Source organism: Staphylococcus hsinchuensis, from assembly GCF_038789205.1.
Classification (GTDB): Bacteria; Bacillota; Bacilli; order Staphylococcales; family Staphylococcaceae; genus Staphylococcus; species Staphylococcus hsinchuensis.
This window is the reverse complement of record NZ_CP128355.1, coordinates 583712-610422: the sequence shown is the minus strand read 5'-3', so window position 1 is coordinate 610422 and position 26711 is coordinate 583712. Positions and strand designations below refer to the sequence as shown.

30 protein-coding genes and 3 pseudogenes are annotated in these 26711 nt (G+C 33.5%); 26 read left to right on the top strand and 7 right to left on the bottom strand.

Annotation, left to right across the window (positions count from 1 at the left end):
• Positions 1 to 3: 3 nt before the first annotated feature.
• From QQM35_RS03065 to QQM35_RS03045, 5 genes are all read left to right on the top strand, one after another.
• Complete coding sequence (locus QQM35_RS03065; protein WP_342610498.1) at positions 4 to 1095, top strand: YfcC family protein; 1092 nt, start codon at positions 4 to 6, stop codon at positions 1093 to 1095.
• Between the two features lie 30 nt (positions 1096 to 1125).
• Complete coding sequence (locus QQM35_RS03060) at positions 1126 to 2019, top strand: succinylglutamate desuccinylase/aspartoacylase family protein (protein ID WP_251521712.1); 894 nt, start codon at positions 1126 to 1128, stop codon at positions 2017 to 2019.
• Between the two features lie 12 nt (positions 2020 to 2031).
• The gene (locus tag QQM35_RS03055; RefSeq protein ID WP_251521715.1) at positions 2032 to 2850 is read left to right on the top strand and encodes a MurR/RpiR family transcriptional regulator; all 819 of its coding nucleotides are present in this window, start codon (positions 2032 to 2034) and stop codon (positions 2848 to 2850) included.
• Positions 2851 to 2862: 12 nt separating this feature from the next.
• The gene (locus QQM35_RS03050) at positions 2863 to 3990 is read left to right on the top strand and encodes a M20 family metallopeptidase (RefSeq protein WP_251521718.1); all 1128 of its coding nucleotides are present in this window, start codon (positions 2863 to 2865) and stop codon (positions 3988 to 3990) included.
• Positions 3991 to 4201: 211 nt separating this feature from the next.
• Complete coding sequence (locus QQM35_RS03045; protein WP_251521721.1) at positions 4202 to 4870, top strand: M15 family metallopeptidase; 669 nt, start codon at positions 4202 to 4204, stop codon at positions 4868 to 4870.
• A gap of 191 nt (positions 4871 to 5061) precedes the next feature.
• Here QQM35_RS03045 and sph read toward each other — a convergent pair whose 3' ends face one another.
• Positions 5062 to 5997: a sphingomyelin phosphodiesterase gene (sph, locus tag QQM35_RS03040; RefSeq protein WP_418129332.1), complete on the bottom strand. Its 936-nt coding sequence runs from the start codon at positions 5995 to 5997 to the stop codon at positions 5062 to 5064.
• Positions 5998 to 6327: 330 nt separating this feature from the next.
• On the opposite strand from sph, the gene QQM35_RS03035 reads away from it, so the two are divergent.
• The 9 genes from QQM35_RS03035 (at position 6328) to QQM35_RS02995 (ending at position 15086) form a co-directional block, all read left to right on the top strand.
• The gene (locus QQM35_RS03035; RefSeq protein ID WP_251521725.1) at positions 6328 to 6951 is read left to right on the top strand and encodes a DUF805 domain-containing protein; all 624 of its coding nucleotides are present in this window, start codon (positions 6328 to 6330) and stop codon (positions 6949 to 6951) included.
• A gap of 138 nt (positions 6952 to 7089) precedes the next feature.
• Complete coding sequence (locus tag QQM35_RS03030) at positions 7090 to 7599, top strand: cupin domain-containing protein (protein ID WP_251521727.1); 510 nt, start codon at positions 7090 to 7092, stop codon at positions 7597 to 7599.
• Positions 7600 to 7776: 177 nt separating this feature from the next.
• Positions 7777 to 9270 (top strand): aldehyde dehydrogenase family protein, encoded by a 1494-nt coding sequence (locus QQM35_RS03025; protein WP_251521730.1) that lies wholly within the window; start codon positions 7777 to 7779, stop codon positions 9268 to 9270.
• A gap of 249 nt (positions 9271 to 9519) precedes the next feature.
• Positions 9520 to 10368, top strand: coding sequence for an AhlS family quorum-quenching N-acyl homoserine lactonase (ahlS, locus tag QQM35_RS03020; protein WP_251521733.1), 849 nt, complete (start codon positions 9520 to 9522; stop codon positions 10366 to 10368).
• Positions 10369 to 10380: 12 nt separating this feature from the next.
• Positions 10381 to 11511, top strand: coding sequence for a zinc-dependent alcohol dehydrogenase family protein (locus tag QQM35_RS03015; protein ID WP_251521736.1), 1131 nt, complete (start codon positions 10381 to 10383; stop codon positions 11509 to 11511).
• A gap of 219 nt (positions 11512 to 11730) precedes the next feature.
• Positions 11731 to 12606 (top strand): ABC transporter ATP-binding protein, encoded by an 876-nt coding sequence (locus QQM35_RS03010; protein ID WP_251521739.1) that lies wholly within the window; start codon positions 11731 to 11733, stop codon positions 12604 to 12606.
• The gene (locus tag QQM35_RS03005) at positions 12603 to 13334 is read left to right on the top strand and encodes an ABC transporter permease (protein WP_251521743.1); all 732 of its coding nucleotides are present in this window, start codon (positions 12603 to 12605) and stop codon (positions 13332 to 13334) included. Before QQM35_RS03010 ends, QQM35_RS03005 begins: the two co-directional genes overlap by 4 nt.
• 61 nt (positions 13335 to 13395) lie before the next feature.
• Positions 13396 to 14487 carry a sensor histidine kinase gene (locus tag QQM35_RS03000; RefSeq protein WP_251521949.1) on the top strand — a complete coding sequence of 364 codons (1092 nt, stop codon included), beginning with the start codon at positions 13396 to 13398 and terminating at the stop codon, positions 14485 to 14487.
• Positions 14484 to 15086: a response regulator transcription factor gene (locus QQM35_RS02995; RefSeq protein ID WP_251521746.1), complete on the top strand. Its 603-nt coding sequence runs from the start codon at positions 14484 to 14486 to the stop codon at positions 15084 to 15086. Before QQM35_RS03000 ends, QQM35_RS02995 begins: the two co-directional genes overlap by 4 nt.
• 118 nt (positions 15087 to 15204) lie before the next feature.
• Here the strand turns inward: QQM35_RS02995 and QQM35_RS02990 are convergent.
• From QQM35_RS02990 to QQM35_RS02975, 4 genes and pseudogenes are all read right to left on the bottom strand, one after another.
• Positions 15205 to 15426, bottom strand: a pseudogene (locus tag QQM35_RS02990) (hypothetical protein); the annotation flags it as partial.
• Positions 15427 to 15892: 466 nt separating this feature from the next.
• Positions 15893 to 16660 carry a tandem-type lipoprotein gene (locus tag QQM35_RS02985; protein WP_251521749.1) on the bottom strand — a complete coding sequence of 256 codons (768 nt, stop codon included), beginning with the start codon at positions 16658 to 16660 and terminating at the stop codon, positions 15893 to 15895.
• A gap of 15 nt (positions 16661 to 16675) precedes the next feature.
• Complete coding sequence (locus tag QQM35_RS02980; protein WP_251521752.1) at positions 16676 to 16888, bottom strand: hypothetical protein; 213 nt, start codon at positions 16886 to 16888, stop codon at positions 16676 to 16678.
• Between the two features lie 4 nt (positions 16889 to 16892).
• Positions 16893 to 17222, bottom strand: a pseudogene (locus QQM35_RS02975) (Csa1 family protein); the annotation flags it as partial.
• A gap of 2 nt (positions 17223 to 17224) precedes the next feature.
• Here QQM35_RS02975 and QQM35_RS02970 point away from each other — a divergent pair.
• From QQM35_RS02970 to QQM35_RS02935, 8 genes and pseudogenes are all read left to right on the top strand, one after another.
• Positions 17225 to 18742: pseudogene (locus QQM35_RS02970) on the top strand (T7SS effector LXG polymorphic toxin); the annotation flags it as partial.
• Between the two features lie 14 nt (positions 18743 to 18756).
• Positions 18757 to 19419 carry a DUF5079 family protein gene (locus QQM35_RS02965; RefSeq protein ID WP_251521755.1) on the top strand — a complete coding sequence of 221 codons (663 nt, stop codon included), beginning with the start codon at positions 18757 to 18759 and terminating at the stop codon, positions 19417 to 19419.
• The gene (locus QQM35_RS02960) at positions 19419 to 19874 is read left to right on the top strand and encodes a DUF5085 family protein (RefSeq protein ID WP_342610497.1); all 456 of its coding nucleotides are present in this window, start codon (positions 19419 to 19421) and stop codon (positions 19872 to 19874) included. The genes QQM35_RS02965 and QQM35_RS02960 overlap by 1 nt, the downstream gene beginning before the upstream one ends.
• On the top strand, positions 19867 to 20325 hold the full coding sequence (locus QQM35_RS02955; protein WP_251521761.1) for a DUF5085 family protein: 459 nt from the start codon (positions 19867 to 19869) through the stop codon (positions 20323 to 20325). Before QQM35_RS02960 ends, QQM35_RS02955 begins: the two co-directional genes overlap by 8 nt.
• Before the next feature lie 44 nt (positions 20326 to 20369).
• On the top strand, positions 20370 to 20966 hold the full coding sequence (locus QQM35_RS02950) for a DUF5080 family protein (protein ID WP_251521764.1): 597 nt from the start codon (positions 20370 to 20372) through the stop codon (positions 20964 to 20966).
• 67 nt (positions 20967 to 21033) lie between these two features.
• A complete protein-coding gene (locus tag QQM35_RS02945) occupies positions 21034 to 21240 on the top strand; it encodes a hypothetical protein (RefSeq protein WP_251521767.1) in 207 nt (68 codons plus the stop codon).
• A gap of 172 nt (positions 21241 to 21412) precedes the next feature.
• Positions 21413 to 21730, top strand: a complete 318-nt coding sequence (locus QQM35_RS02940; RefSeq protein ID WP_251521770.1) for a thioredoxin family protein — start codon at positions 21413 to 21415, stop codon at positions 21728 to 21730.
• Positions 21731 to 21837: 107 nt separating this feature from the next.
• Positions 21838 to 22044, top strand: a complete 207-nt coding sequence (locus tag QQM35_RS02935; RefSeq protein ID WP_251521773.1) for a zinc ribbon domain-containing protein — start codon at positions 21838 to 21840, stop codon at positions 22042 to 22044.
• A 120-nt stretch (positions 22045 to 22164) separates the two neighbouring features.
• Here QQM35_RS02935 and QQM35_RS02930 read toward each other — a convergent pair whose 3' ends face one another.
• Entirely contained in the window at positions 22165 to 22542 is a 378-nt protein-coding gene (locus QQM35_RS02930) for a (deoxy)nucleoside triphosphate pyrophosphohydrolase (RefSeq protein WP_251521776.1), read from the bottom strand.
• A 524-nt stretch (positions 22543 to 23066) separates the two neighbouring features.
• Between QQM35_RS02930 and QQM35_RS11435 the strand changes: the two genes are divergently transcribed.
• The 4 genes from QQM35_RS11435 (at position 23067) to QQM35_RS02915 (ending at position 25410) form a co-directional block, all read left to right on the top strand.
• A complete protein-coding gene (locus tag QQM35_RS11435; protein WP_418129329.1) occupies positions 23067 to 23183 on the top strand; it encodes a hypothetical protein in 117 nt (38 codons plus the stop codon).
• A gap of 51 nt (positions 23184 to 23234) precedes the next feature.
• The gene (locus QQM35_RS02925) at positions 23235 to 23981 is read left to right on the top strand and encodes a DUF4064 domain-containing protein (protein WP_342610496.1); all 747 of its coding nucleotides are present in this window, start codon (positions 23235 to 23237) and stop codon (positions 23979 to 23981) included.
• 204 nt (positions 23982 to 24185) lie between these two features.
• Positions 24186 to 24971 carry a hypothetical protein gene (locus tag QQM35_RS02920; protein ID WP_418129120.1) on the top strand — a complete coding sequence of 262 codons (786 nt, stop codon included), beginning with the start codon at positions 24186 to 24188 and terminating at the stop codon, positions 24969 to 24971.
• Between the two features lie 169 nt (positions 24972 to 25140).
• Entirely contained in the window at positions 25141 to 25410 is a 270-nt protein-coding gene (locus QQM35_RS02915; RefSeq protein ID WP_251521782.1) for a hypothetical protein, read from the top strand.
• Between the two features lie 273 nt (positions 25411 to 25683).
• On the opposite strand, the gene QQM35_RS02910 is transcribed toward QQM35_RS02915, so the two are convergent.
• Positions 25684 to 26637 carry an alpha/beta hydrolase gene (locus QQM35_RS02910; protein ID WP_251521784.1) on the bottom strand — a complete coding sequence of 318 codons (954 nt, stop codon included), beginning with the start codon at positions 26635 to 26637 and terminating at the stop codon, positions 25684 to 25686.
• Positions 26638 to 26711 lie beyond the last annotated feature (74 nt).

Sequence of the window (26711 nt, the reverse complement as noted above, 5' to 3'; positions counted from 1 at the left end):
GCGGTGTCAAAACTTATTGATAAGTCTGGCGGTAATAAATACATTTTAATTGTAGTTATTGGTATCGTATTTGGTTTTATTCATGCTTTTGGTGTGAGTGCGAATGCAGTTATTGCGTTTATTCCATTGGGGATTATTTTAGCTAAGAAATTGAAATTGGATGCCATCGCAGGTATCGCAATCGTCTATTTAGGTTACTATGTTGGGGCCGTTGCACCGATATTTGATCCAATTGCGTTAGGTGTCGCTCAAACGATTGCTAAATTACCTATTTTCTCAGGAACTATGATGAGAATTTATATGTTCATTGCATTTATGATTGTCACTTTGATTTATACGTGTATGTATATTCGAAAGATTTCTAAAGATCCGAGTAAAAGTATTATGGGTGAAAAGAAGTTTTCTGATGAGATTATTCAAGATAACCCGGATAGAGACGTTCCATTCACTTGGAGACAACAATTGATCATCTTATGCTTTTTCTTAACGATAGGTATTTTTGTATATGGCTCATTACAAAAAGGATGGGGCGTTGAAGAATTAGCAGCATTATTCATTATTGATGGGATTGTTACCGCAATCATTGCTAAAGTGAAACCGAATGATTTTGTTGCAACGTTTATGGATGGGGCTCGAAATATTTTATTCGGCGCATTAGTAATTGGTGTAGCACGTGGTGTGACTGTGCTTATGGAAGATGGGAAATTTATCGACACGATTGTTAACGGCGTGTTTGTACCTTTAAGTCATCTGTCACCAATGACTGGTGCAGTAGCAATGTTTATTTTTAACCTATTATTCAATTTATTAATTCCTTCAGGTAGTGGTCAAGCAGCAGTTGTCATGCCTTTAATGACGCCATTGGCAGATATTTTACATGTTACAAGACAGACGGCAGTCATCGCATTTAAAATGGGTGACGGTATTACTAATATGATTACACCAGTTTCAGGAACACTTATGGCAGTACTTGCGATTGGTGGAGTTCCATTTGGAAAATGGTTTAAATTTGCGTTTCCACTCGTAATTTATTGGTCAATTGTAGCGATTATATTTGTAATTATCGCTGTTCTAACAAATTATGGTCCTACGTAAGAGGAATATATTTAAAGGAGTGCTTCCATTATGAAAGAAATAACTTTCCAAAACCCAAGTTTATCTACTTATGATGTATACGAGTTTAACGATAATGAGGAAGGTCCAGAAATTGTTTTTACAGCTGGGATTCATGGTGTAGAACAAACTGCGATTCACGTAGCATTTCAGTTAATAGAATTACTACCTAACTATTCAATAAAAGGTAAGGTAAAGATTATTCCGATTGTAAACAAACCAGCTTATTTTAATAGAACGAGAACATCGCCTTATGATAATTTGGATTTGAATCGAATTTTCCCAGGTAATAAAGATGGTTCCCAATCGATGCAATTAGCGCATCATATTTGGCAAGAAACACGGGAGGCAGATTACATCATTGATTTGCATTGTTGTGGGCAGCATGGATCGAATTACGTGATGAGTTTGTATCAGGATTATGAAGAACAATATAAATTAGCAAGCCAGATTGGAATTAAACATGTGGTGCGTTCAGGCGGCGCTTCTGGACAATTGTTTTTAGAAGCTTGTAAAGTTGGTCAGCAAGCAGCACTTTTAGAATTAAAAGGTGGCCAGCCTGATGGAATGGTTGATTTAGAAACTGCTCAATTCGCACTGAAACGCATGTTTAGTTTATTGAATTCAATCGGTGTCATTAAGACACAACATGGTAAAAATGATGTTGCAATAGATGACCTTATTTTTCATGAAAATATAGAAACAATAAGTGCAACCAAACACGGCTTCTTTAATCCTAAACGACACTCAGGTGAACATTGTTTCAAAGGAGATGCATTAGGTGAATTAGATGATGAAGCAATTTTAGCACCGTATGATGGTTTAATTGCCGCAATTAATTATCCATGTTATACATTTTCAGGGGAACGAATGGTAAGATATGCTAAACTTTATGAAAATAATTAAAGGAGCTTAAGTATGGCGAATGTTATTACATCAATCATTGAAGATAAATACAACACACTTTCCACAGGGAAGCAGAAAGTAGCTAACTTTATTTTAGACAATTTAAATGAAAGTTCTTATTTAACTTTGATTCAAATGCAGAAAAAGGTTGGCGTCAGTGAAGCAACGATAATTCGCTTTGCATATACAATCGGATTTAGTGGTTATTCTGAATTACAGGCAGCTATAAGAGATAGTATCTTTCAGACCAATCAAGATGTAGATGAGACGAAAGGGACATTTGATTCAATTGAGAGAGACGTTCAGTTGATACGCGAAGGTGCTGATAAAATAGACCACGCTACTTTAACAAAGGCTGTTAATTTAATACATGAAGCAAATAAAGTTTACATCATTGGTAAAAACACTTCGAAAGCGACTGCAGAATGGTTCGGATATGTATTAAGCACTTATAGATCTAACGTGATAATTGTTTCTCAAAGTAATTTAAATCAATATAAGTTAGATATGATGGAGAACGATTTACTCATTACAATTTCATTCCCAAGATATCATCGCGAAACTTTTGATTTCTTTAATTATGCAAAGTCACTAAATCTTAAAACAATCAGTGTTACAAATAATACTTTATCTCCATATTATCAACCTTCTGATGTGGCGATTTTAGCCAGAACAAATAGAGATGTGAGTGGGTATAACGAAATAGCACCTGTGATTAGTATTTTAAACCTTGTATTTAGTAGTTATAGAGAAGAATATAATGAAGAAGTTCAAAAACGTATTCAAAAATTAGAAGAACTCAATGATGATTCAAATAATTTAATTGAATAGGAGCGTTAGGCAATGAACGTGATACAAACATATTTAACTGAACATGAACAAGAAATTATAGATGATATTAAGACATTCGTGAAAATAGAATCACCAACCGCTGATAAGCAAGCAGTTGATGAAGCGGGTGCTTGGCTATGTAACAAGATTCAGTCATATTTAGACATTAAACCTCAAATAATTGAACAAGAAGAGACCGGCAACCACATTCGTTTTGAATTTGGTGAAGGTGAAGAGCAAATATTAATTAGTGGTCATTTTGATACGGTGTGGCAAAAGGGTGACTTACCTTTAGTCGAAGAAGATGAAACCATTTATGGCCCTGGTGTCATTGATATGAAAACAGGCGATGTCCAAATATTATGGGCATTAAGAGCGTTAAAAGAACATGATACGACAACGAACAAAAAAATAGTCGTCTTATTTAATGGCGACCATGAAGGTATTGCATCTCCTACATCACGTCCTTACATTGAATCAGAAGCACGCAACAGTAAATTTGGTTTAGTGGCGGAAGCTGCAACAGGTGAAACTGGTGCACTTAAAACCTTTAGAAAAGGCATCAATAGATATACGATTCAATTTAAAGGGAAAGGTTCGCATTCAGGCAATGATCATCAATCAGGACAAAGTGCGATTCAGGAAGCTGCACATCAAGTCATTGATCTGGAAAATATGACCGATTATGAACAAGGTACAACAGTGAATGTTGGAGAAATTCAAGGTGGTTCTGGAATTAATGTAAGACCTGAACATGCACAAATTAAAGTTGATGTTCGTATAACGACACCACAAAATGGCAAAGAGATTAATGAACGCATCCATGCTTTGAAACCATATAATAATCAAGTTGAGATTGAGATTCAAGGTGGAGAAGTACGACCAGTGATGATGAAGACCGAACAAACAGAGGTATTATTCCAACAAGCCAAAAGCTATGCTCAATCAATAGGCTTTGAACTCGAACAAGTTGCCGTTGGAGGAGGAAGCGATGGGAGCTTTATTGCTGCTCAAGGAACACCTACCTTAGACGGATTAGGGGGCGTAGGCGGTGGCCCTCACGCAAGAAACGAACATATAAATAAAAAGTTTGTAGTGCCAAGAACAACATTACTTACTGAGCTAATCAAAAACCTATAAAGTCTTTCATAAGGTACAAAGAAGAAATTTCGTAAAATTAAGCGCTGGTTACGAACCAGCCTTTTTTTAATGATAAGATTTATAAAATCACTATATAAGCTCCTTTTTAAGTATGGTATTATATAATTAAAATAATAAGGTTTTTTAGAATATTATTACTATTGAATGTTTGTCAATCGTTATATAATTCATACAATTGGGGGCATCTGAGATGAAAAAATTAATAATAGGCATCGTGTTTATAAGCATAATCCTCATGGCGTGCTCAAATCAGTGGCGTAAGGATGACGCTAAGCCAGGTAATACAGACGCACATAAAAAACAAGGAACCAATAACAATCATAAGAAAAAGATAAAAAATGGAGTAACATTTATAGACGATATTTTAATCGTAAATAAGAAAATACCACTACCATCAGATTATAATCCAGGTGTTGATAAATCTGCTAGAACTGCTTTAACGAAGCTACTAAATGATGGAAATAAAAAAGGACTCAAGCTCACAATCACGAGTGGTTTTAGAAGTTATCAAAGACAACAAACATTATTTAATAATTACGTGAAAAAAGATGGGGAGAAAGCAGCAAATAAATACAGTGCGAAACCCGGTAGTTCAGAACATCAATCTGGGTTATCGTTTGATATAGGCTCAACTAAGACACCTCAAGTTAATTTCAATACAGATTTTGTTAAGACGAAAGCAGGTAAATGGTTGAAAGCACACGCACATGAATATGGGTTTATTATAAGATATCCGAAAGGCAAAGAAACGATTACTGGGTATCAATACGAACCTTGGCATATACGTTACGTTGGTAAGAAACATGCTAAAGCTATTTATGAATCTCATCTTACATTAGAAGAGTACCTTGGGTTATAACCTGGGAAATAAAAAGAGTCTGAGACAACTATTTTTGTCTCAGACTCTTTTTCAACTAGGCAGTAGAGGTCTGAATTGAATATGCGCTTATATCAAGCTTTTCTCAATTCTAGTCATCCCTGCCAAGGTGGAACTACGAAATATCTATTAGAAAATTCGATTTCTGTCCTATTCCCTAATTCATATGTGTTTTAAGTTCCAGTTGAAGCGGCTAATGGGTAATGATCTGAATAATCGTTATATTGATAATCTTTACCCCATGATGTGACCGACCATTGTGGTGACTTAGCTTTGTGTACTTTGTTATCCCATGAACTTGGTTGTGCATGATCTTTATCAGGTAGAATGTAATCTAAATGTTGCGGTGCTAGTTTTGGATAATTGTAATGTGCAATACCATTTGTTTGCGTGTCCCAACTATAATTATGCCCACTGAAAGATGTAGGTTGCGTGACATTTAAATGATCGAACATTTGACTATATTCATCAGATCCTTTGATTACATTAAGGTCACCACCGATAAAGACAGCTTCATCTTTAGGGATTTGTTTATCTTTAATGAACTGGCGAATTTCATGCATTTGACTTTCTCTAATTGTGCGGTCTTTTCCTTTTATACATGAACCATCTTCAGCTTGTAAATGTGTTCCAATGATATGATACGGTTTTCCATTTTTATTTATTTTAATATATGCAAAACCTTTATTACTGAATCCATCTGCGCCACAGCCATTTTTATAAATGTGTTGTTCTTTTTCTAAAATAGGCCATTTACTCACAATATTTACACCCCCATTTACTACTTTAGCAGGGTTATAAGAGCCTGAAGTACGATTCCAACCTTCTTTATTTTTTCCAACGATAGGTGTTTGATATGGATATTGTGATGATAAATTATTTAAAAATTGAGTTGTTGCTTGTTTATCGAATAATTCATTAAAAATGATAACGTCTTGATTTTGTATGTAATTTGCTTTTGGAATTAAATTAGCGCGTTGCATTTGTCCCCAGTTTGGATAAATTGCTTGTGGCATAAAGTAGACATTATGTGTCGTAATTTTAAAATCATCTGGGTATTTCGCAGCATCTGCTTTATGATAAGAAAATATTGATACACTCGTAAGCAGTGTAATAATCAATATTGCAATAAATTTACGCCCATTTAAGTAGTTTTTTAAAATCAGAAGCGCCTCCTATAAGATGTTTATTTCAATATTAATATATCAAATAAGTTATTCTATTTTTTCAAATTTACTATTTATTTAAAAAGTAATATGAGTGTAATGGAATTCGAGTTGCTCTCAATGCTTAATAATTGTAATACTTTAAATATCTAAACAACAAAATAATATAGATATTAGTATTTTGATGAAGTATATATATTTCTACCTTAATGTAATTGTTTTTTACAATTATGTTTCGTATAATATAATTATCAAATTATGGGGGAAATATGTATGGAAGATACTCAAAATCAAGTAGTGAAAAGTTACAAAGAGTTTTGGACAAGGTTTTTAGATGTAAAGGGAAGATCTAGAAGAGCGGATTATTGGCATCAATTTTGGATTAATTTTGTTATTTCATCACTTTTAGGGATTGTTTCTGCTGGGTTTCTTAGCAGTCTGTTTGCTTTAGCGATCATTATTCCAACATTTACAGTCATGGTGAGACGTCTACATGACACCAATCGTACGATGGCGTTAGCGATAGTGTCATACATTAGTGGATTTATTGCAACGTTTGCTGCGGTTATGTTTGTATTTGCTATAGTCGCCGCTGCAAGTGCGAGTGGTTCTGGTGTGATTGGACTTACATTAATCGCAGGCGCGTTTGGGACAGTCGTTGCAGGTCTAGTGGCACTTTATACGTTAATCGTGTTAATCATTCCTGGTGACAACACACCAAATAACTATGGTGATGGCGGAAGTTGTTTAAAGCATACTCAAGGAAACTTCTATAATCAACGACCTCAATCTGAATCATATGCACAAAATTCTACTGGTACTACAGCTACCAACAATAGTGTACAAATTGATGAGAATACAATGACTCAAAATGAAAATAATAAATCACAATATTAAAGTTACATAACTTACCAAGAATCGAAACGATAGAGATGTCGTTTCGATTTTTTGATTTCTATACCTAAAATTTAATCAGTAATTTTCTCAAATGTGGTTAAACAATAATTAAATAGAAATTTAAAAGGAGTGTTTAGCGTGAAACAACAAAACGATATTGAAGTTGTAACATTACAGTTTGAAGATGATGGGGCTATTCCTAACAACCCCCATTTTCCCGTACTCATTTATAAAAATGCAATGGACAGTAACGACCAATTAACAGAAATAATAAATGAAAATATATGGGGGAATTCATGGGTAAATGGTGTTTTTCCATATCATCATTTTCACAGTAATGCACACGAATTACTTATTGTTCTGCAAGGGGAAGCTCAAGTGCAATTAGGTGGAGAACAAGGTGAAACGGTGCATGCTGAAACAGGAGATGTTGTTATCTTACCAGCAGGAACGGGACATAAGCGATTAGATGCAAGTTCAGACTTTAAAATTTTAGGTGCCTATCCAAATGGTGACACGCATGATATGTGTTACGGAGAACAAAGTGAACGTCCTCAATCACTTGAAAATATAAAATCAGTACCACTTCCAGAAAGCGATCCAATTTATGGCAAAGAAGGTCCGCTATTCGAGCATTGGAAAGCGTAAGAATGTGATTGTTGTGCTATTTAATAAAATCCCTCCCTCTTAATATATGAGCTGAATATTTTAATAATTCATTTTAAAATCATATAATATAGTAACAAACAGAATATAATTCGAGTTATAAGCAAATGTATATAGATATGTGTTTTTAAAATATAGCACGGTAAGGAGTGTATAAATATGACAAACATTAACGTTAGAGATTTTATCAATGAAAGTTATGGTCTATTTATCAATAATGAATTCCAACAAAGTAGCAGTGGCGAAACACTTACTGTATCAAACCCAGCAAACGGTGAGGATTTAAGTAAAGTCGCACGTGCAAATAAAGATGATGTCGACAAAGCTGTGCAAGCTGCGACAGATGCTTTTGATAGTTGGAGTAAGATTTCTAAAGAAAAACGTGCGGATTATTTATTAGAAATTAGTAGAAAAATGCATGAAAATACTGAGCGTTTAGCAACAGTTGAATCATTACAAAATGGTAAGCCATATCGCGAAACATCAACAATTGATATTCCTTTCGCGGCAAATCATTTTAAATATTTTGCTAGCGTCTTAACAACGGACGAAGGTTCAGTGAATGAAATCGATGAGAATACAATGAGTCTCGTTGTACATGAACCTGTGGGTGTTGTCGGTGCTGTTGTAGCATGGAACTTCCCAATGTTATTAGCATCATGGAAATTAGCGCCAGCACTTGCTGCAGGTAATACAGTTGTGATTCAACCTTCTTCTTCAACTCCGTTATCATTAATTGAAGCGGCTAAGATTTTCCAAGAAGTATTACCAAAAGGTGTGGTAAACATCTTAACTGGTAAAGGTTCTGAATCAGGTGACGCGATCTTTAAACATGAAGGCGTGGACAAATTATCATTCACTGGTTCTACTGATGTAGGTTATGGCGTAGCTGAAGCTGGTGCAGAACGCATTGTACCAACAACGTTAGAGCTTGGTGGTAAGAGTGCCAACATTATTTTCGATGATGCGAACTTAGATCAAGTCGTTGAAGGTGTACAACTTGGTATCTTATTCAACCAAGGTGAGGTTTGTAGTGCAGGATCTCGTTTACTCGTACAATCATCAATTTATGATAAATTAATTCCTAAATTGAAAGAGGCATTTGAAAATATTAAAGTCGGAGATCCATTTGATGAAGATGTGAAAATGAGTGCTCAAACTGGTCCAGAACAAATTGAAAAAATCGAAAGCTACGTTAAAATGGCCAAAGAAGATGAGGGTGCTAACATTATCACAGGTGGCGAACGCATCACAGATAATGGCTTAGACAAAGGTTATTTCTTCCAACCAACAATGATTGAAATTGACAGTAACAAATATAAATTAGCGCAAGAAGAAATCTTCGGTCCAGTACTAGTAATCGAGAAATTCGAAGATGAAGCAGAAGCTGTGAAAATTGCTAACGATTCAGAATATGGCCTTGCAGGTGGTATCTTTACAACAAATATCAACCGTGCATTAAACGTATCTAAAGCAATGCGTACAGGCCGTATTTGGATTAACACTTACAACCAAATCCCAGCAGGCACACCATTCGGCGGTTACAAAAAATCAGGAATTGGTCGTGAAACTTACAAAGGTGCTATCAAAAACTATCAACAAGTTAAAAACATCTTTATTGATACAAGTAATGACACAAAAGGTATGTACTAAATTCTGAATTAAGGACTACTCAGTTTTAAAAATACCTTAAACCAATCGCTAATAAATTTTAAAAATTAAACAAATATCAGTAACTACCCAAAGTTTTAAGACAAAGCTTTGGGTAGTTTTTTTATTTTATGAAATTCTACACGGCTCAACGAATTCAGCCATTCTGTATAAAGCGTAAAAATGCACATTTTTTGAAAACGCTTACAAACAGAGTTATAATATACTAAAAATTTCAAAGGGGTTGTTATGATGGTAAATGTTAAGAAAGAACGCATGAAGATTTACGTATTGGACAATGGGCGCATGCAGATGGACAAAAATTTGATGATCGCGAACTCGAACCAAGCAACGACCGACAACCCGAATCAACCCAATGAATTACACGAATTTCCGATTTACACAGTGTTTATTGATCATCCTGATGCGAAGATTTTATTTGATACTGCTTGTAATCCAAATGCGATGGGAGACGAAGGACGCTGGATTACGGCTACGCAAAAGGCCTTTCCTTATTTCTCAGATGAATCATGTCACTTGCCAAATCGACTAGAACAACTAGGCGTAGATCCAAAAGAAGTCGATATCGTTGTCGCTTCACATTTACATCTAGACCACGCTGGCTGTTTAGAATACTTTACGAATGCAACGGTCATCGTGCATGATGATGAACTAAGTGGTGCGATGAAAGGTTACGCTCGTAATCAACAAGAAGGGGCATATATTTGGAGTGACATCGATGCATGGATTAAAAATGATTTAACTTGGAAGACAATTGCACGTGATCAAAATTACTTACATTTAGTCGATGGCGTTAAAGTCTTAAACTTTGGCAGTGGTAATGCATGGGGAATGATTGGCCTAGAACTTGAAACTGAAGAATTAGGCACACTGATACTAGCATCTGATGCAATTTATACCAAAGAAAGTATGGAGCCTACGTTGAAACCACCTGGCATTTTATATGATTCAATCGGTTGGGCAAGATCTGTAGAAATGATTAAGCGTCGAGCTAAGGAAAAGAACGCCAAAATTTGGTTTGGACATGATCGTGAACAATTTGCTGGCTTCCGAAAATCTACAGACGGTTATTACGAGTAAGGGGATGGTACAATGGAAACAAGAGCAGCAGTATTGTATGAAATGGGACTTGAAGCACCTTATGAAAAATCAAAACCTTTAAAGATTGAAACGTTACAGTTAGATGAACCGAAACCACATGAGGTACTATTAAAAATTCATGCGGCAGGCTTATGTCACTCAGATTTATCAGTGATTAATGGTAGTCGTCCGAGACCATTACCGATGGCTTTAGGTCATGAGGCGACTGGTGAGATCGCGCAAGTTGGGAGCGATGTAACTGATTTCGAAGTGGGTGATCACGTAGTTTGTACATTCATACCGAGTTGCGGTAAGTGTATCCCTTGTAGAGAGGGACGTCCAGCACTATGTGAAAATGGCGCTGCTTCTAACGAGGCCGGTGAAATGTTAGAGGGAGGCTACAGACTCTCTAATAAAGATGGTACAGTACATCATCATCTCGGTGTTTCTGGCTTTGCTGAATATGCGGTCGTATCTGAGAACTCTTTAGTTAAAATCAATCCTGAAATTCCATATGAACGTGCGGCAGTCTTTGGATGTGCGGTGATCACAGGTATCGGTGCAGTAATGAACACAGCACAAATTCGTCCGGGTAGTAATGTGGCAGTCGTTGGACTCGGTGGTATTGGTTTAAATGCGATTCTCGGCGCGAAACTAGCGGGAGCTAATGAAATCATCGCTTTAGATATTAATGAAAATAAATTCGAACTAGCAAAAACATTAGGCGCGACAGCTGTCTTCAATTCAGGCGACGAAGATATCGTGGATCAAATTAAAGATTATGTATCAGGCGGTGTCGAGTATGCTTTCGAAACAGCTGGCGTTGTCCCTGCTATGAACGTAGCATATGCAATTACAAAGTGCGGTGGCACAACAGTGCCAACAGGTCTTCCAGATCCTAAAGCTAAATTCGCCTTTCCACAGGTTACTTTAGCTGCTGAAGAACGTACAATTAAAGGTTCGTATGTAGGAAGTTGTGTCCCATCTCGTGATATCCCTCGATTTATTAGTTTATATCAACAACAGCGATTAAATGTTGATCCATTGATTAGTAAAACGATTAAACTCGACGAAATTAATGAAGGCTTTGACCAATTGGCAAGTGGTGACGTAGGTCGCTTAATTGTCACAATGTATAATTAATCCCCATTGAAAGTTCAAAGTTTAAGTATGGCTAAAATAAATATTACCCAGGAAATATAAAGAGCCGATGATTCGGCTCTTTTTTTATGTCTTATATGAAATATAATCATTGTTTAACACGAAAATAATGACATTTGTCATATTTAATTGATGACAAAGTGAACTAATCACCCTTATGAATATTTGATAATCTTTAATTAAAGAAAAGGAGGGTGTTGTATGATAGAAATTAATGACTTATCAAAACGATTTGGAAAGCAACAAGTACTTGAACATATTTCTTTAAATATAGAAGAAGGCCAATGTACCGCATTAATTGGAAAAAACGGCGCAGGCAAATCGACACTTATTAATATTATAATTGGTCACAGTGCTTTAGACACTGGAACAATCAGTGATCCAGAACAATTAATCAATAATCAAAGTATGGGAATCTTATTTCAAAGAACACAATTTCCTAAATTAATGAAAGTAAAAGACTTATTTAATTTGTATCAATCATTGTATAAAAACCCGATGAGTAAGCAACGTTTTCTAGAAATTACACAGTTCAGTGCACGACAAATGAATCAAATGGCGACAGCGCTATCAGGTGGGCAACAAAGAATATTAGATTTTGCTCTGACTTTAATAGGGAACCCACAATTAATTATTTTAGATGAGCCTACGTCAGCAATGGATATTGAGACTAGAGAGCATTTCTGGTCAATTATTCGTGCGTTAAAGAAAGAAAATAAAACAATTCTATATACTTCTCATTACATTGAAGAGGTTGAGAGAATGGCTGATCATATTGTGTTACTCGACAAAGGTAAGATACAAATGGACGACACACTCGAAAGTATGAAAGAAAAAGAACGTCTATCAATCCTTTATTTACCAAAAAAATATGAAGAAGTGACTGAAAAACTGAGTGAAGGTTGTAAAGTGATTCAAGATGATTCAATCACTAAAGTTCAAACGACCAACGTGAACGAGGTTCTACCCGTTTTAGTTCAATATGATGTCGATTTAAACGAAATTGAAGTTCGCAAGACGTCATTATTAGAGATGATGTTCCAAGATAGTAATGAAGAGGAGGTGACGTCATCATGATGGCTGTCTATTTATCAACAGAATTGAAAGTATTATTCCGTAAAAAGCTTTATTTATTAATCTCGATATTGCTTCCAGTTGCATTTTATCTATTGTTTACGTCTATAATAGACTTACCAGCGAATCAACAGCAACAGTATTATAAAGAATACATGTATAGTATGGCGGTATTTAGTTTAATGAGCTTTTGTTTAATGTCCTTCCCATTAGATATGATTGAAGAGAGAAATAACGGTTGGTATCGTCATTTGATGGCGACACCGCTGAGAGCTAGTCAGTACTTTAGCGTCAAAGTGATTCGTACGATGATTCAGTTCGCGCTAGCAATTATCATTATGTTTACGGTTGCTCATGCCTATAAAGGTGTGACAATGTCTCTTCAAAACTGGATATTATCAGGGATTACTTTATGGTTTGGGGCAAGCTTGTTCCTTACTTTAGGATTAGTTATTGCTCAACTGAAAGATAGTCAAAAAGCAAGCAGCCTAGCGAATTTACTCAATTTAGGGTTAGCGATTGTAGGTGGATTATGGTTTCCAGTCAACACCTTTCCTAAATGGATGCAACATATCGCCACTAAAACACCGACCTATTATTTAAAAAATATCGCATACGATTTTGGTAAAGACCATGGCGTTAACATAGACTCGTTTGTAAAGCTCGTTGGATATAGTTTAATCTTCTTATTTATTGCTTTAATGATTAATAAAAAAAGAAAAGAGATTTAAAATGCAAAACAAAAATCAATTAAGGAAACAGTCTAAAGATGTTGGTAAAGATCTAGGTAAAATGTATAAAAATAATAATCCTTTATTAATGCGGTTTGTAGCGCTTGTTTACATTTTATTTCCTATATGGGGATTATTTTCTGATAAAAAGAGCGACCAATCATTGTATATCGTCGTCTTAATTATATTTTCATGTTCCTATATCATTATGATTTTTTATGCACACGTTTTGAAACGAAATACGACTTTTATATTGCTCGTGATACATTACATCGGGATTTGTTATTTTGTCTATGCTGGTTTACCTTTCAATTGTTTATTTTTATTCTATAGCTCTTTTGCATTACCATTTATATTTAGAGTAAAAATAAAGTCGAAAGAATTTTACGCTTTTATTTCGACGATGTTGATTTGTGCGATTATCATTATCATACTGTATCCAGATTCATTTGTGGAAATAGTAATATTTTACTTTGTAATATTAGCGATCATGTTAAACAACTATAGAATGTTAAAAGAGCACCAATTTAAGAAAGATTTAGAAGAGAAAAATCAACGTATCAATGTCTTAATTGCTGATCAAGAGCGGAATCGAATTGGCCAAGATTTACATGATTCGTTAGGCCATGTATTTGCGAGTTTAACTATGAAATCTGAGTTGGCCACGAAATTGATCGATAAAGATCCAGAAGCTGCGAAAAACGAAATGATTGCAGTAAACGAACTGTCCCGTGACGCATTGAATAAAGTAAGAGTAATCATTGATGACCTCAAAGTCCAATCTTTTGAAGAAGAAGTGACATCGGTTGAAAGGGTTTTACATGATGCGAATCTCAATTTTGAATTCCATAACAAAAGTGCTGCCCAATCACTTAATCCTGCAAAACAATCCATACTGTCTATGATATTAAAGGAAGCCATCAATAATGTGATTAAGCACGCACAAGCAACGAAAGTAACGGGTGAGCTAACAGAATCTCAAGAAACGTTAACTATGATTATTTGTGATAATGGTGTTGGTATCGATACAAACAAAGTCCCACAATTAAAAAGTATTTCCAATCGAGTGAAATTACTCAACGGTTCGCTCACCGTGAAATCTGATAACGGGACGAAAATAGAAATTGAGATACCTAGAGGTGAAGTACAATGATTTCAGTCGTAATAGCAGAAGACCAACGCATGTTAAGACAGGCCATGGTGCAACTCATTAACTTGAATGAGGATTTAGAAATAGTAGGAGATTTTGAAAATGGTATTGAAACCTTACTATTTATAGAAAAATCTCATCCCGATGTCGTCATTTTAGATGTTGAAATGCCCCAAATGACAGGACTAGAAGTGCTCGCAAAAATTCAAGAACTGAATATTCCCACGAAAGTTATTATCGTAACGACATTTAAACGTCCAGGCTACTTTGAACGCGCAGTTGCTAATGATGTAGATGCATATGTACTCAAAGAACGCTCAATTGATGATTTAGTGGATACAATCCATAAAGTAATGGAAGGGGGCAAAGAATACAGCAGTTCTTTAATGACGTCGTTATTTACGGATTCGAATCCACTCACACATAAAGAACAAGTCGTACTTCGAGAAATCGGTGAAGGACTCAGCAGTAAAGAAATTGCAGAAAAACTGTATTTATCCAATGGCACAGTCAGAAATTACACTTCAACAATCATTGATAAACTCGAAGCCGAAAATCGCTTCGATTCATGGAAAAAAGCCGTGGATAAAGGGTGGATTTAAGTATTAGATAAGAAAATAAAAAGACAAGCGTCTGCACTTTTGATGAAAAAGTACAGCGCTTGTCTTTGTTTGTGGAAGATTTGAAACTCAAAATCTCCTATATTTAGATGTGAACGGCTTATTCAGGGTCGCCGTTTTCATCATATTTTGTAACATAACCGTCTTTATCAATAATATAAGATCCTGCTAAATTACCATCTTTATCAGTAAATGAGAATCCCCATTCTCCATTGCCTTTCTTTTCAGGCTCTTTATAATTATATTCAGATGTATCTAAATAGTCACCTTCATACGATTCAACAATATCTATTACGTTATCACGTGTAACATAAGGCGCATCATTACTGTTTTGAGCTACACCGTCTTTGGAATTATTGCTATTAGCTGATGTATCGTTGTCTGGATTATCATCATTTTGCGCATTATTGTTGTTATTAGATGAAGCGTTATTGTTCGAATCAGAGTTGTTGTTTTCGTTATCATTACTTTCTTTATTATCATTGTCTTGTTCATTATTCTTCTTATCATCTTTACTCTGAGATTGCTTACTCGATTTATCAGAGTCATCCCCGCCACCCGTATTGATGTTAATGTCACATGCCGTCAATAAAATTGAAGCGGCAAATAATGGAATTGTTACATATTTAAATTTCATATACATACCCCTTTTGCTAATATTTAATAACTATTATATACAAAAAGAGTGATAAAATCTAATTAATTTTATAAAAAGTTGTATTGAATTTTAAGGCTTATTCCACTTTTCTTACATTAATTTTATGATTAGGTTTTATTTTTTTCGTATTTTACCTCGTTGGTTTGAAGTTTAAATTATTTGTAAAGCCGAGATTTTGATATTCTTTCCGATTAAAAATAAATTCCTCTCTTTTATAACTCAATGCTGTACCTGTTGAATTTCCCGTACTCTGCAATTCTAATTTTGGTGCTTTTTTCGTTGGTATATTATATTTTTCTCTCAATTGTTTAACATTATAATCTTCGTTTGAAAGTTGATATTCAACAGTATATATAGGTACATTCGGGTTATAAGAAAAGTTTCCATTAGTATAACTTGACAAATCTTTGTATATCGCATATTGGGAGAAAAATTTGAAACTTTCTATTTTATCTTTTAATTTCGTATCATTAACTTTTTTTGTTAAAATAATTTTATTATTTTTTAGTTTAACAGGGTATTTCTTTTCGTGAGAAGTTGGAGCCCCCTTTTCATCTTCATAAATATTATCGATGAAGTAGAATCCATGCGCTTTCTTTGTATTTCTATCTAAATAGAGTGTCATTCCTTCTGCTGTTAATGCGCTTCTATTTTCATGGACAAAGGAAGAACTTAAAATCCATTGACCTTTATCATCTTTATCGAAGTTTTCATCACGATGGCCTTCTTTATCATAAAGATCTTCAAGATTTTTGATAGGGTACATTCCTAATGTACTAGAAAATTTTTCTCTAATTTGTTGCTCGTGGTATGATTTGTACAACGTCCAAGCACCGCCTATTAAAAAAAGAATAAATGATAAAATGATGATTATAATATATCTCTTTTTAGTTTTCATAAATTCACACCATTTCTAAAATTGGTAACTATTCAAATATTCAATGTTATTTGGAAAACGATGTTCGTCTTTTATTTCATCAAATTGAGCAAGAATTTCTCTATCTGATACGCCATAAAACTTAGCTTTTTCAATTTCATAACTAATCATTGAAACAACACTCATTGTTTCGGAATTTGCAGTTAAATTTTTAGGGTCTATTCGAAATTTTGTATTCTTATTAAACATATGCTCACCTCGTAGGCTGATATTTAATATAGTCATTTGATTTGACAAGTTTTTGTTTGCTTCGTATGAATAAATATTCTACTTTTTTGTATCCGACTGAGGAACCTTCTAAATTTCCAGTTCCACTCAATTCAAGTTTTGGTGCTTTATTGGAAGGAATATCATAGTGTTTTCGTAATTGTTTAACATTGTAATCATCGTTTGAAAGTTGATATTCTACAGAATACATTGGTACATTAGGATTATATGAAATATTATTTTGGTCATAGTTTGATAGTTCTTTAAAATTTGCATATTGTGAGAAAAACTTAAAATTCTTTATTTTATGTTTCAACTACCCAAACCTTTCATTTAAAAACCATAAAAGATATAGAAAAAATAAACAAAAGATTCAAATCTGATATTTCTAAATCAATTAAAAAATTTGAAGGCGAAGTCGACAATAGTCATTCAGCTATATTGGTTGAAGACCAAATTAATAAATACCAAAGAGAACTCAAAAATATCTTGAAGGGTGTTAATGAGTCGGGTGACCATGCAAATAATGCCATATCTAACGTTTCACATTTAACTACTGCTAAAAAAATTAAATTAGATCGTTTTGATAATGAAAAACAAGACTTGGATAAGCATATTGATAAGACTATTGAAAAATTAACAGATTTCGATGCGAATAATTCAATAGATGGTGATAGAACAGATAATTTAATTACTGAGTTAGATGGGTTAAGTTCTTATGTGAAAAATTTATCACCCAATCGTTCACGAATTAGCTCTACTAGTAAAAAAATTGAAAATGCTAAAGCAAGACACAAAACAAGTGAAACTCTAATAAGATGGCAGAAGTTTATGGAAACGACAAGTGAAAAAATATATGATATGCCTGGATTAAGCCATAAATCATATCAAGCAATGAAACAAGCAGGGCAAGAATATTTTGCAGTAAAGCAAGTAGGCGATGGGAGTGCATATAGAGGGTTCAAGAAATATATTAAAGTGAGAGATATAAATCAGATTATAAATAATATGGATCAAAAACGTCTAAGTAAAATGGCTACCGTATTAAATACTGACAGAGGTAACATAAAAGTTAAAAATGTTTTAAAACATGCAGGAGAATTTACAAAAAACAACCCTTTTAAAAAGGGAAATTTAGTTACATGGATGTCAAAAGTACAGAATTACGATAGCCAAAGTGCAGAAGTTTTACGGCGAAGTTTAAAAGAGAAAAACTTCCAATTTACTTTTAGTGAAAGTAAAAAGTTTTTTGATACTGCAGAAATGAAAAAAGCAGCAAGTACAGAATTTAAGAATACATTTACTGGTGAAAACTTTAGAAATGCATTTTTAAAGAAAGAAAATTTCAAATCTAAAACAGCTGCCAAAAATAATATTAAAAAATATTGGAACGATGATGTTAAAGGTAGAACAAAAGGATTCGCAAAAGAATTCAAAAGTAATAATGTACTAGGCAAGTTAGGTAAATTAACGAAACTAGGTGGCAAAGTGTTAAAACCCTTAGCAGTTGTTTCTGCTATAACTGATAACTTAGATAAAAAATCAGGACAAGAAAAAGCTATTGGGATGGGGGTTGATTTAGCTGCTATTGGTGGTAGTGCTGCAGCTGGAGCAGCTATAGGAACTGCAATACCAGTGCCAGTCGTAGGTACTTTAACTGGAGCTGTATTCGGAGCTGTAGTAGGAACGCTAATGGATATGAAAATACCTGGCCTTAACAAATCAGCAACACAATTGGCTAAAGATGGTATAAATGCGGGGGTTAATAAAATTAAAGAAGGCGGAGCTAGCGCGTGGAAGAGTGTAACATCAGGTTTTAAAACTGCATTTACATAAAGGAGATTAAATTTATGAATACAAAAGAAATTTTACAACATTTAAAGATGGCTTATTTAACGCCATATTCATTAGTTTTAAATATAATTATTTCAATTTTTTACATTATCCCATATTTCACAATAAAAAAAGATTTAGATACATCGATACCTTTATATTTAAAAGTGTTTATATTTTTATGGATATTATTTGTAATTTTATCACTTATACAGGAACGAAGAGTGCTAAAAGTAAAAAATTCCAAAATGACAGCTATCAGATATTTAGTTATTACCATATTGGCAGCATTCGTGATACCACTAGCTACAAGTACAATTTATATTTTTGCTGCTGAACTTCAGTATCATGAAGTGTTTGATATTTGGTTACGGTTGGCATTAAGTGTAATTATTTCTTGGTTTGGTTCACATTTGGTGTTAGGAAGAGCATTCGAAGTAACTAAATTATTTAAATTGAAATTATTTACTTATATAGGCTTTATAATAATTATTATTCCTTTTATTTATTTAGCTTATATAGGATTTATTGTACCAGCCGGGCAGGATGAATCAAATAAATTTATTTGGGTTAGTTTATTGGTACTATTTGGTGCCCATTTATTTATAATAACCCCTTATGCTTATCTCGGTGAATATTTTAAAAAATTAAAGAATCCTACTGAAGAAGGTGGAGAATGATGGAACTTGGAATGTTAGTCATGCCTTTTTGTGTGAAAATCACTTTTGACATTGATGAAGATGATGACTGGATTGAAGGGCTTGATACTGTTAATGAATTTTTCAAGGACAAAGATATTTATCCCACTGGACCTATTGTGTTTCAAAGAAAACCAATAGGTATTGGGGAATTTGAGTATACTGCTTATATTTCATTAAATGATGAATTGAAAGATATACCAGAACTAAATATTGAATATATTGAAATGTTAGAAGTAGGACCTACACTTTCTGAAAAATGTTTTGAAGAAGAGGAATTTGAACAAGTTTATAGCCAAATAGAATTTGCAGCTAAAGAAAACAACCTCCAAATTAAAGACCAACCTTATTATCACGTTATGGTAGATTATTTTGGTGGCACGGCGTTTGAAATTTATGCTCAATTAGAACTTAGTGATGGTGATGTCTATGAATAAACATAGCTATTCCAACATTATGTTAAAAAATGTTGCCTATAGAACATATTTAGACATTACCACTGATGACTATCAAAGTGTATTTAATGATTTTATTGATTTGTGTGAAAGTAAAGGTGTTAAGCCAACAGGACCATTGAATTTTGCTATTACACAGGTCGATTTGCAAAAAAGGATGAATATAGAGCTATTTATACCTGTTAATAAAGCTTTTAAATCAGATGCAAGTTTGAACTATAGAACATACTTTTATATTGGTATGTTATTACAAGGCAGAATTACTTCTAACAACTTTATAGAAGATGAAATTGCTTTGTTAGAGGAAATGACACAATTTGCTAAAGAAAATAATCTAACATTTGTATCACCTTATTATCATACTTTTAGAACGGATAATAGTGGTGAAAGAGCTTGGATTGATGTAAAAGCTAAAGTATTTGAAAATGATTAAATATTTTAACTTGAGCACGTAGTATGAAATGAGGAGTTAGTCACATGGTTATCGCTGTCCTAATTGGATTATTCTTATTATATTATGCAGTTATTGTTGTAAGTTTATTTAAATCAGAAGGATTTTCCTTCATCTCGTTGTTAATAGATATTGGAATTGTAACAGGCTTAATCGCTATTTACTTTATATCAGGCAATTTGTTTGGCCACGATTTGAGTAACATATATTTCTTCACGATTAATGGATCATTTGTTTATATGTATTTTGCAATTAAATATTTTTGGATTAAGCCTAAATTATTACAATACATTATTCAAAAAGAACATGGCGAGACTGAAGCTGAAATGGAAGCGGCAGATGAATTAGAAGTTGATTTACAAACTTCTAGAATTCGCTCAATCTATTATGTCATTATTGCGATTGTCTTATTAATTATATCTAAAGTACGCATGGTTCCAGAATTAAAAGCTGATGCGCTATCAATGAATCCAGTCTATATATTCCTTGGTATCATCATAATATTCATCTGGTTAATCATAGATATTTATCGAAAGAAAAAGTATGGCATTTTCTTATTTAAAACATTTGTGCCATTAGTAGTAACAATATGGATAATTATCGCAACAATTATTTTACAATAGTTAGCTATTGCTATTTAATTGTTGGGTTTTTATAAAAAATTATATGTTTAAAGGAGTTTTATTCAACATGGAAAAATCAGGAAAAGCTTTAAAAGTCTGGACTTGGATTTTTATCGTATTAACAGTAGTAGTACCATTATTTGCGATAGGAAGTATCATTTGTAGTATTAATTATAAAAAATATGATGCTGAAAAAGGAGCGAAATTACTTAAAATTTCGATTATAGTAGGCTTAGTTGTCTTCATCTTAAATGTCTTCTATTTGTTAACTTAAAATAGATTATTAAGTCCCATTTTGAAATATTCATTTTTAAAGGGGGATTAATTTGTTCAGGAGTACGATAACAATGCGTATATTTTAAGGTTTACAGGCACAGTAGGTCCTATAGGCATCGATATTGACACAGTACTCAAGAGCAGTAAGATGAGTGGTAAAGGAGTTGAAGATGTTGGAAAAAGTGACAAACTATGATGAGCTATTACAGAATGTGGACTCACAAGATTTCTTCATGGTCTATGTGATGTCAGAAGGTTGTAGTGTGTGCCATGCAGATTTCCCAAAAGTGCAAGACCTCGCGAAAACTTATAGTATCCCCAGTGTCTACATGATGATTAACGAAATCCCAGAAGCGGTAGGTCAACTTTCACTCTTCACATCGCCCGTTGTTATCCTTTATTTCGAGGGAAAAGAAATCCATCGCCAAGCACGTTTCATCAACTTTGAAGAACTCGAATATAGAGTAAGACAAGTGAGTGAATTGTAAAATGAAAAGCTGGAATAGATCGTTGATACAAATTGCATAATTAGTTGTGAGTATATTCATCTAGTCTTACAATTATCATATACAACATTTTGAAAGGACGGAATGTTATGACAAACGAAAAAGGTTGCATGAAATGTGGTCATACAGAAGTTGAAGAAGGGACTGTTTCCATGACTGGCTCAGGGTTGTCTAAAATGTTTGATATACAACACAATAATTTTAAAACAGTGACATGCAAAAATTGTGGTTATACAGAGTTTTATAAACAAGGCGTTAATGAGTCTATGGACATTTTAGATTTGTTTTTTGGGTAAGACACAAAACGAGAAATTTATGTAGTACAGAAGTACAACTTCTTATTTTCATGGAATAATATTGTTAAAAGAAAGGTAGATGACTAACAGTCACCTACCTTTCTTTTTAAGCCTCATTAATTATTTTTTAACGGCTGGAATGTCTGCAGGTGCCCATTCTAATTCTTCTAGACTTGCAATATCTTTCCAAATGATTTCTTTATGCTCTGTTAACGTTGGGTGTTTTTCATGTAATTTACATTTGTATGTATGAAGATTTACGATACCAAAGTCATACTCGTAAGCTGTGGAAGTAATCTTATCACCGACTTCTACATCACATAACATTTCTTCATTAATTTCTCTTTTCAATGCTTCTATTTCAGATTCGTTTTTTTCAACTTTACCACCCGGGAATTCCCACATTAAAGGTAAACTCATATTTTCACTTCTTTGAGCGCACAGCACTTTATTTTCAGAAAAAATCACTGCGCCTACAACTTCAATTTGTTTCTTCACACTACGACCTCCAATATCTTATTATCAACTTTATTGTAACAAAATTAAATATATGTAGTAACGATTTCCGAATTTCTGAAAAATGACAGTTTTAACAATCATTAAAATGAATAAGGTATGTCTAGTATAGAAAACGACTTAGTCGAAATTTTTGAAGGGGTTAGCATATTGAGTGCAAATTAACTAAAATACATGAAAAAACCGGACTGATGTTAGACATCGGTCCGGTTTTTTTGGGCTATATAATTTTTGCGATTGATGAAATAATGTTTCATCTCCGCATACCTACATTTTATATTAAAATCGATAGAAAAAAAAGACCTTTTTATATAAATTTATATTAAATATTTTGTAATAATGATGAAGTTTAGTCTAATTTTCAGTAATTATATTTGAGTAAATTTATCAAGTTTATCAATTATTTCATTTTATAAAAGGGCTTTCACAACGTAATTAGTCGAAATATTCAGTTAATTGATTTCTGTATTTTATGTTTTTACTTCATTTTTGCTTTGTAGAAAAAAATCATTCAATCTAACACCTTAACGCAACGAGGGTGGGAGATTCACCGTATTTGGTCTATCGATTGGTACGAAAATAAAGATAAAGAAATTGAAAAACTATTGAATAAAATTGTTTAATTTAATATTATTAAACTTAAGAAAGATAAAAACTAAAAGGGGATGTCTAACATGATTAAACGAACGGCAGAACGTGTATTAGCATGGATTGGTGTAGGTTTCCATGTACTTTCTTTACTATCCATAATATTCTTTTTATTTGCATTTAGTGTTGGTGGTTCTTCAGCAAAGCAAAGTATTATTTCTGAAGGAAGCACACCAGCTGATGCAGAGGCAGCAGTTGGAATGATGACTGGCATATTTATTGCATTATTAATTGGTGGCCTTATTATATTAGCATTAGCGATTTTTGCAGCAATTAAAATTGGCAAAAAGAACAAAATGTCAGGTATTATTTTAATTATAATTGGTATTTTATCTATCTTTAGTGCAGGTATTTTCTGGTTAATCTCAGGAATTATGCTATTAGTTAGAAAGCCAAAGCAATCTATTTATGACTCAAATGGATATTCTAACGATCATTACCAAAATTCAACTCATAACAATAATAACTTAAACCAAAACAGAAATAACGATTATAATCCAAATCATAATAATAGCTACGAAAACAATAACAACAATGACTTTAACCGCAACAATCAAGACAACCAACGTAATGAGTTTAATCAAAATAATGACCAAAATCGTGATTTAAATCGAGACAACAATGAACGCCGTGATTTCGAACAAGATAATCATGAACGTCGCGATTTTGACCAGAATAATCATCGTCAATCGGATGCTCAAAGTAATGATAGCTTTGCACAAGACAAATCTGATTATGACAAAAAAGTAGATGACGACCCGTATAAATACTAATATTGAATTGATAGTAACAACAATTTTATATTAACTAAACTTGGCTGTATAAAGAACAGCCAAGTTTTTTTATTAAACTTTAACCCAATATAGATTTTTTATAGATTTATATTCAATTATCTAATAAAAGTTAGGTTTTCTTTAATAATTTAACAATATGGGAATTACAAAGTTATTTTACAGTGTAGGGTGGAGGTGGCGAAATTGAAATCAATTTTAGTTAAAGGTATGGCGGTGGCGACAACTTGTGCGTTTTTGTTACCTATAGGTAAAGCACATGCGGCGGCTGATCAGTATGAAGTGAAGGTTTTTGCAGATGCGGATAAAGTTGTTAAGGATAATAGACATATTGATCACGATATTTTAGAAAAGTTAGGTTCTGAAGACAAAGATGAGGACTTCAACGTACAGTATATTGATGATCAGAATGAATCAAATCACCAAAATGGTGTTACATATCGTGTCAGAAAGTCAGAAAATGATGACACACATAAATATCAATATAAGAAAAGATATCCAATCGAAAATGGCAATGTTGATGCTGCGATAAATCAAGCTAAAGCAGATGGTTTTGATGGTGATGAGTTTGAAGTTGAATATGGTGAAAATAAACAAACTTTAAGTGTCACTAAAGAATCGGAAGAAGATTTGAATTTAGATGGAACAGAACTACCAAATGCTTCAGATAGCCTGAAGTCGTTAAAGTCTTTTGCATCTTCACCGTATGACGCGCTATTAAACAAGATCAATGATCCGAAAGCAGTTGGTCCTGTGCATTTCGAACGTCATAAAGGTAAAATTGATGACAATAACGTTAAAATTGAAAACTGGGAAATTGGTAACAAAAATGTTGTAGAACTTTCTGCAAAAGTTAATACCGAATCAGAAGCTAAAGCAGTACAACAATCAATTGTAAACAAATTAGATAATTTAGATATTCATGAAACGCAAGATCAGTTAAAAACTGATTTGATATTCTCTATTTACTAATATTTATTAAAAGGACACGTTATTTGGGTGATTTCTCAAATAGCGTGTTTTTCTATATTAAAAATACTTTCCCTTATTCTTTATGTTACGTTGTTTATAGACAAACTAACAGAAATATTTTCACGAAGATTCTATATTTGAGAAAAGCCATTGAGATGGAGGGTTAATTTTGTTAACTAATAAAGAAAGTTTCAGGTTATTATATCAATCAATTAATGAATTATCGGTAGAGCTAGGAAGTAATCAATTGGATACGAAATCTATAAGCTTATTGTTTTTAGAGTTTAATTTTGAATATGAAGTTTTTGAGAAAGTCCATATAGCAATTATTAAATATATTGCCCATCGCCAGGTCGAAGAAATTAAATATAAGGATTTATGTTCAATTATTGATGACAATATACCTGATGATCGTTTCGTCACTGAATATATCAAATAGCACATGATTATAGGATTTGCTAATAATTATCATCCGGAATTACGACTTTTAGCTTCTACAATCCAAAACGAATTAGCTACTTCTATGAATAGTTCAATCGACTTATAAACACTTTGAATAAACTATCACATAAACAACAAAGCGTCTGGGACTTCGATAGCCCAGGCGCTTTTCTATGTTTACCGTCGTTTGATGTGAACTTGTATCCGGTATTTCCCGGGTAATTTGCTTAAATAAAAGAAATTAATATTTCACACGCTTGTTAACCTACATTTATTGATTGTTTTTCTTGTTTATCCAAGAAGTAGAGATGTCCATTGCTTCACGCGCTGCGTTTGTTTGATCTAGTGGGTTCAGCATTACGAAGTCATGGATTGTACCTTGGAAGCGGATTTGCGCAACGTCTACACCAGCTGCTCTTAATTTGTTTGCGTATGCTTCGCCTTCGTCACGTAATACGTCGGCTTCTGCGTTTAAAATCATTGCTGGTGGTAAGCCTTCAAGTTCTTTTTCATCTGCACGTAATGGTGAAGCTGTGATTTCAGCTCTTTCGTCTGGATTTGTTGTGTACTGATCCCAGAACCATTGCATGCCCTCTTTAGTAAGGTAATAATCTTCTGCAAATGCATTGTAAGACTCTGTATCAAATTCAGCATTTGTTACAGGATAATATAATAACTGTTGACTAATTGGTAAGCCTTCACGCTGCTTTGTCATGATTGTCATTACGGTAGACATATTGCCGCCTACTGAGTCACCAGCGACTGTTAATCTTGTGATATCTAGATTCTTTTCTTCTGATACATTTCTTAATTGTTGTAAGACGTCATAGTTTTGCTCAATTGCTGTTGGGTATTTTGCTTCTGGTGATAATGAATACTCAGGAAATACAACAACTGAATTCGTTCTTACAGCTAATTCTCTTACTAATTTATCGTGCGTGTTGGCATTTCCGAAGACCCAACCTGCGCCGTGAATATAATAAATCACTGGCAGTTTCTCTTGATTACCTTCAGGGCGAATAAATCTGACTGGCACGTCGCCCCAGTTCTCAGTTGAAAATGTTGTATCTTCAATGTCTACTTTATGTTTTTCTACCGGAGATGATTGTACTTTTTCAAGTAATGCTCTACCATCTTTTGGTTCTAATTCGTAAATGCGCGGATGCGGTTTATTATCGTCACTAAATTGTTGAGCAGCTTGTTCTAATACAACTTTATTATTCATCATCATGCTCCTTTGTGGAAAGAATTATATTTTTCACTTTCCTCTTGTTACACATTTACAAACATTTGAACGAG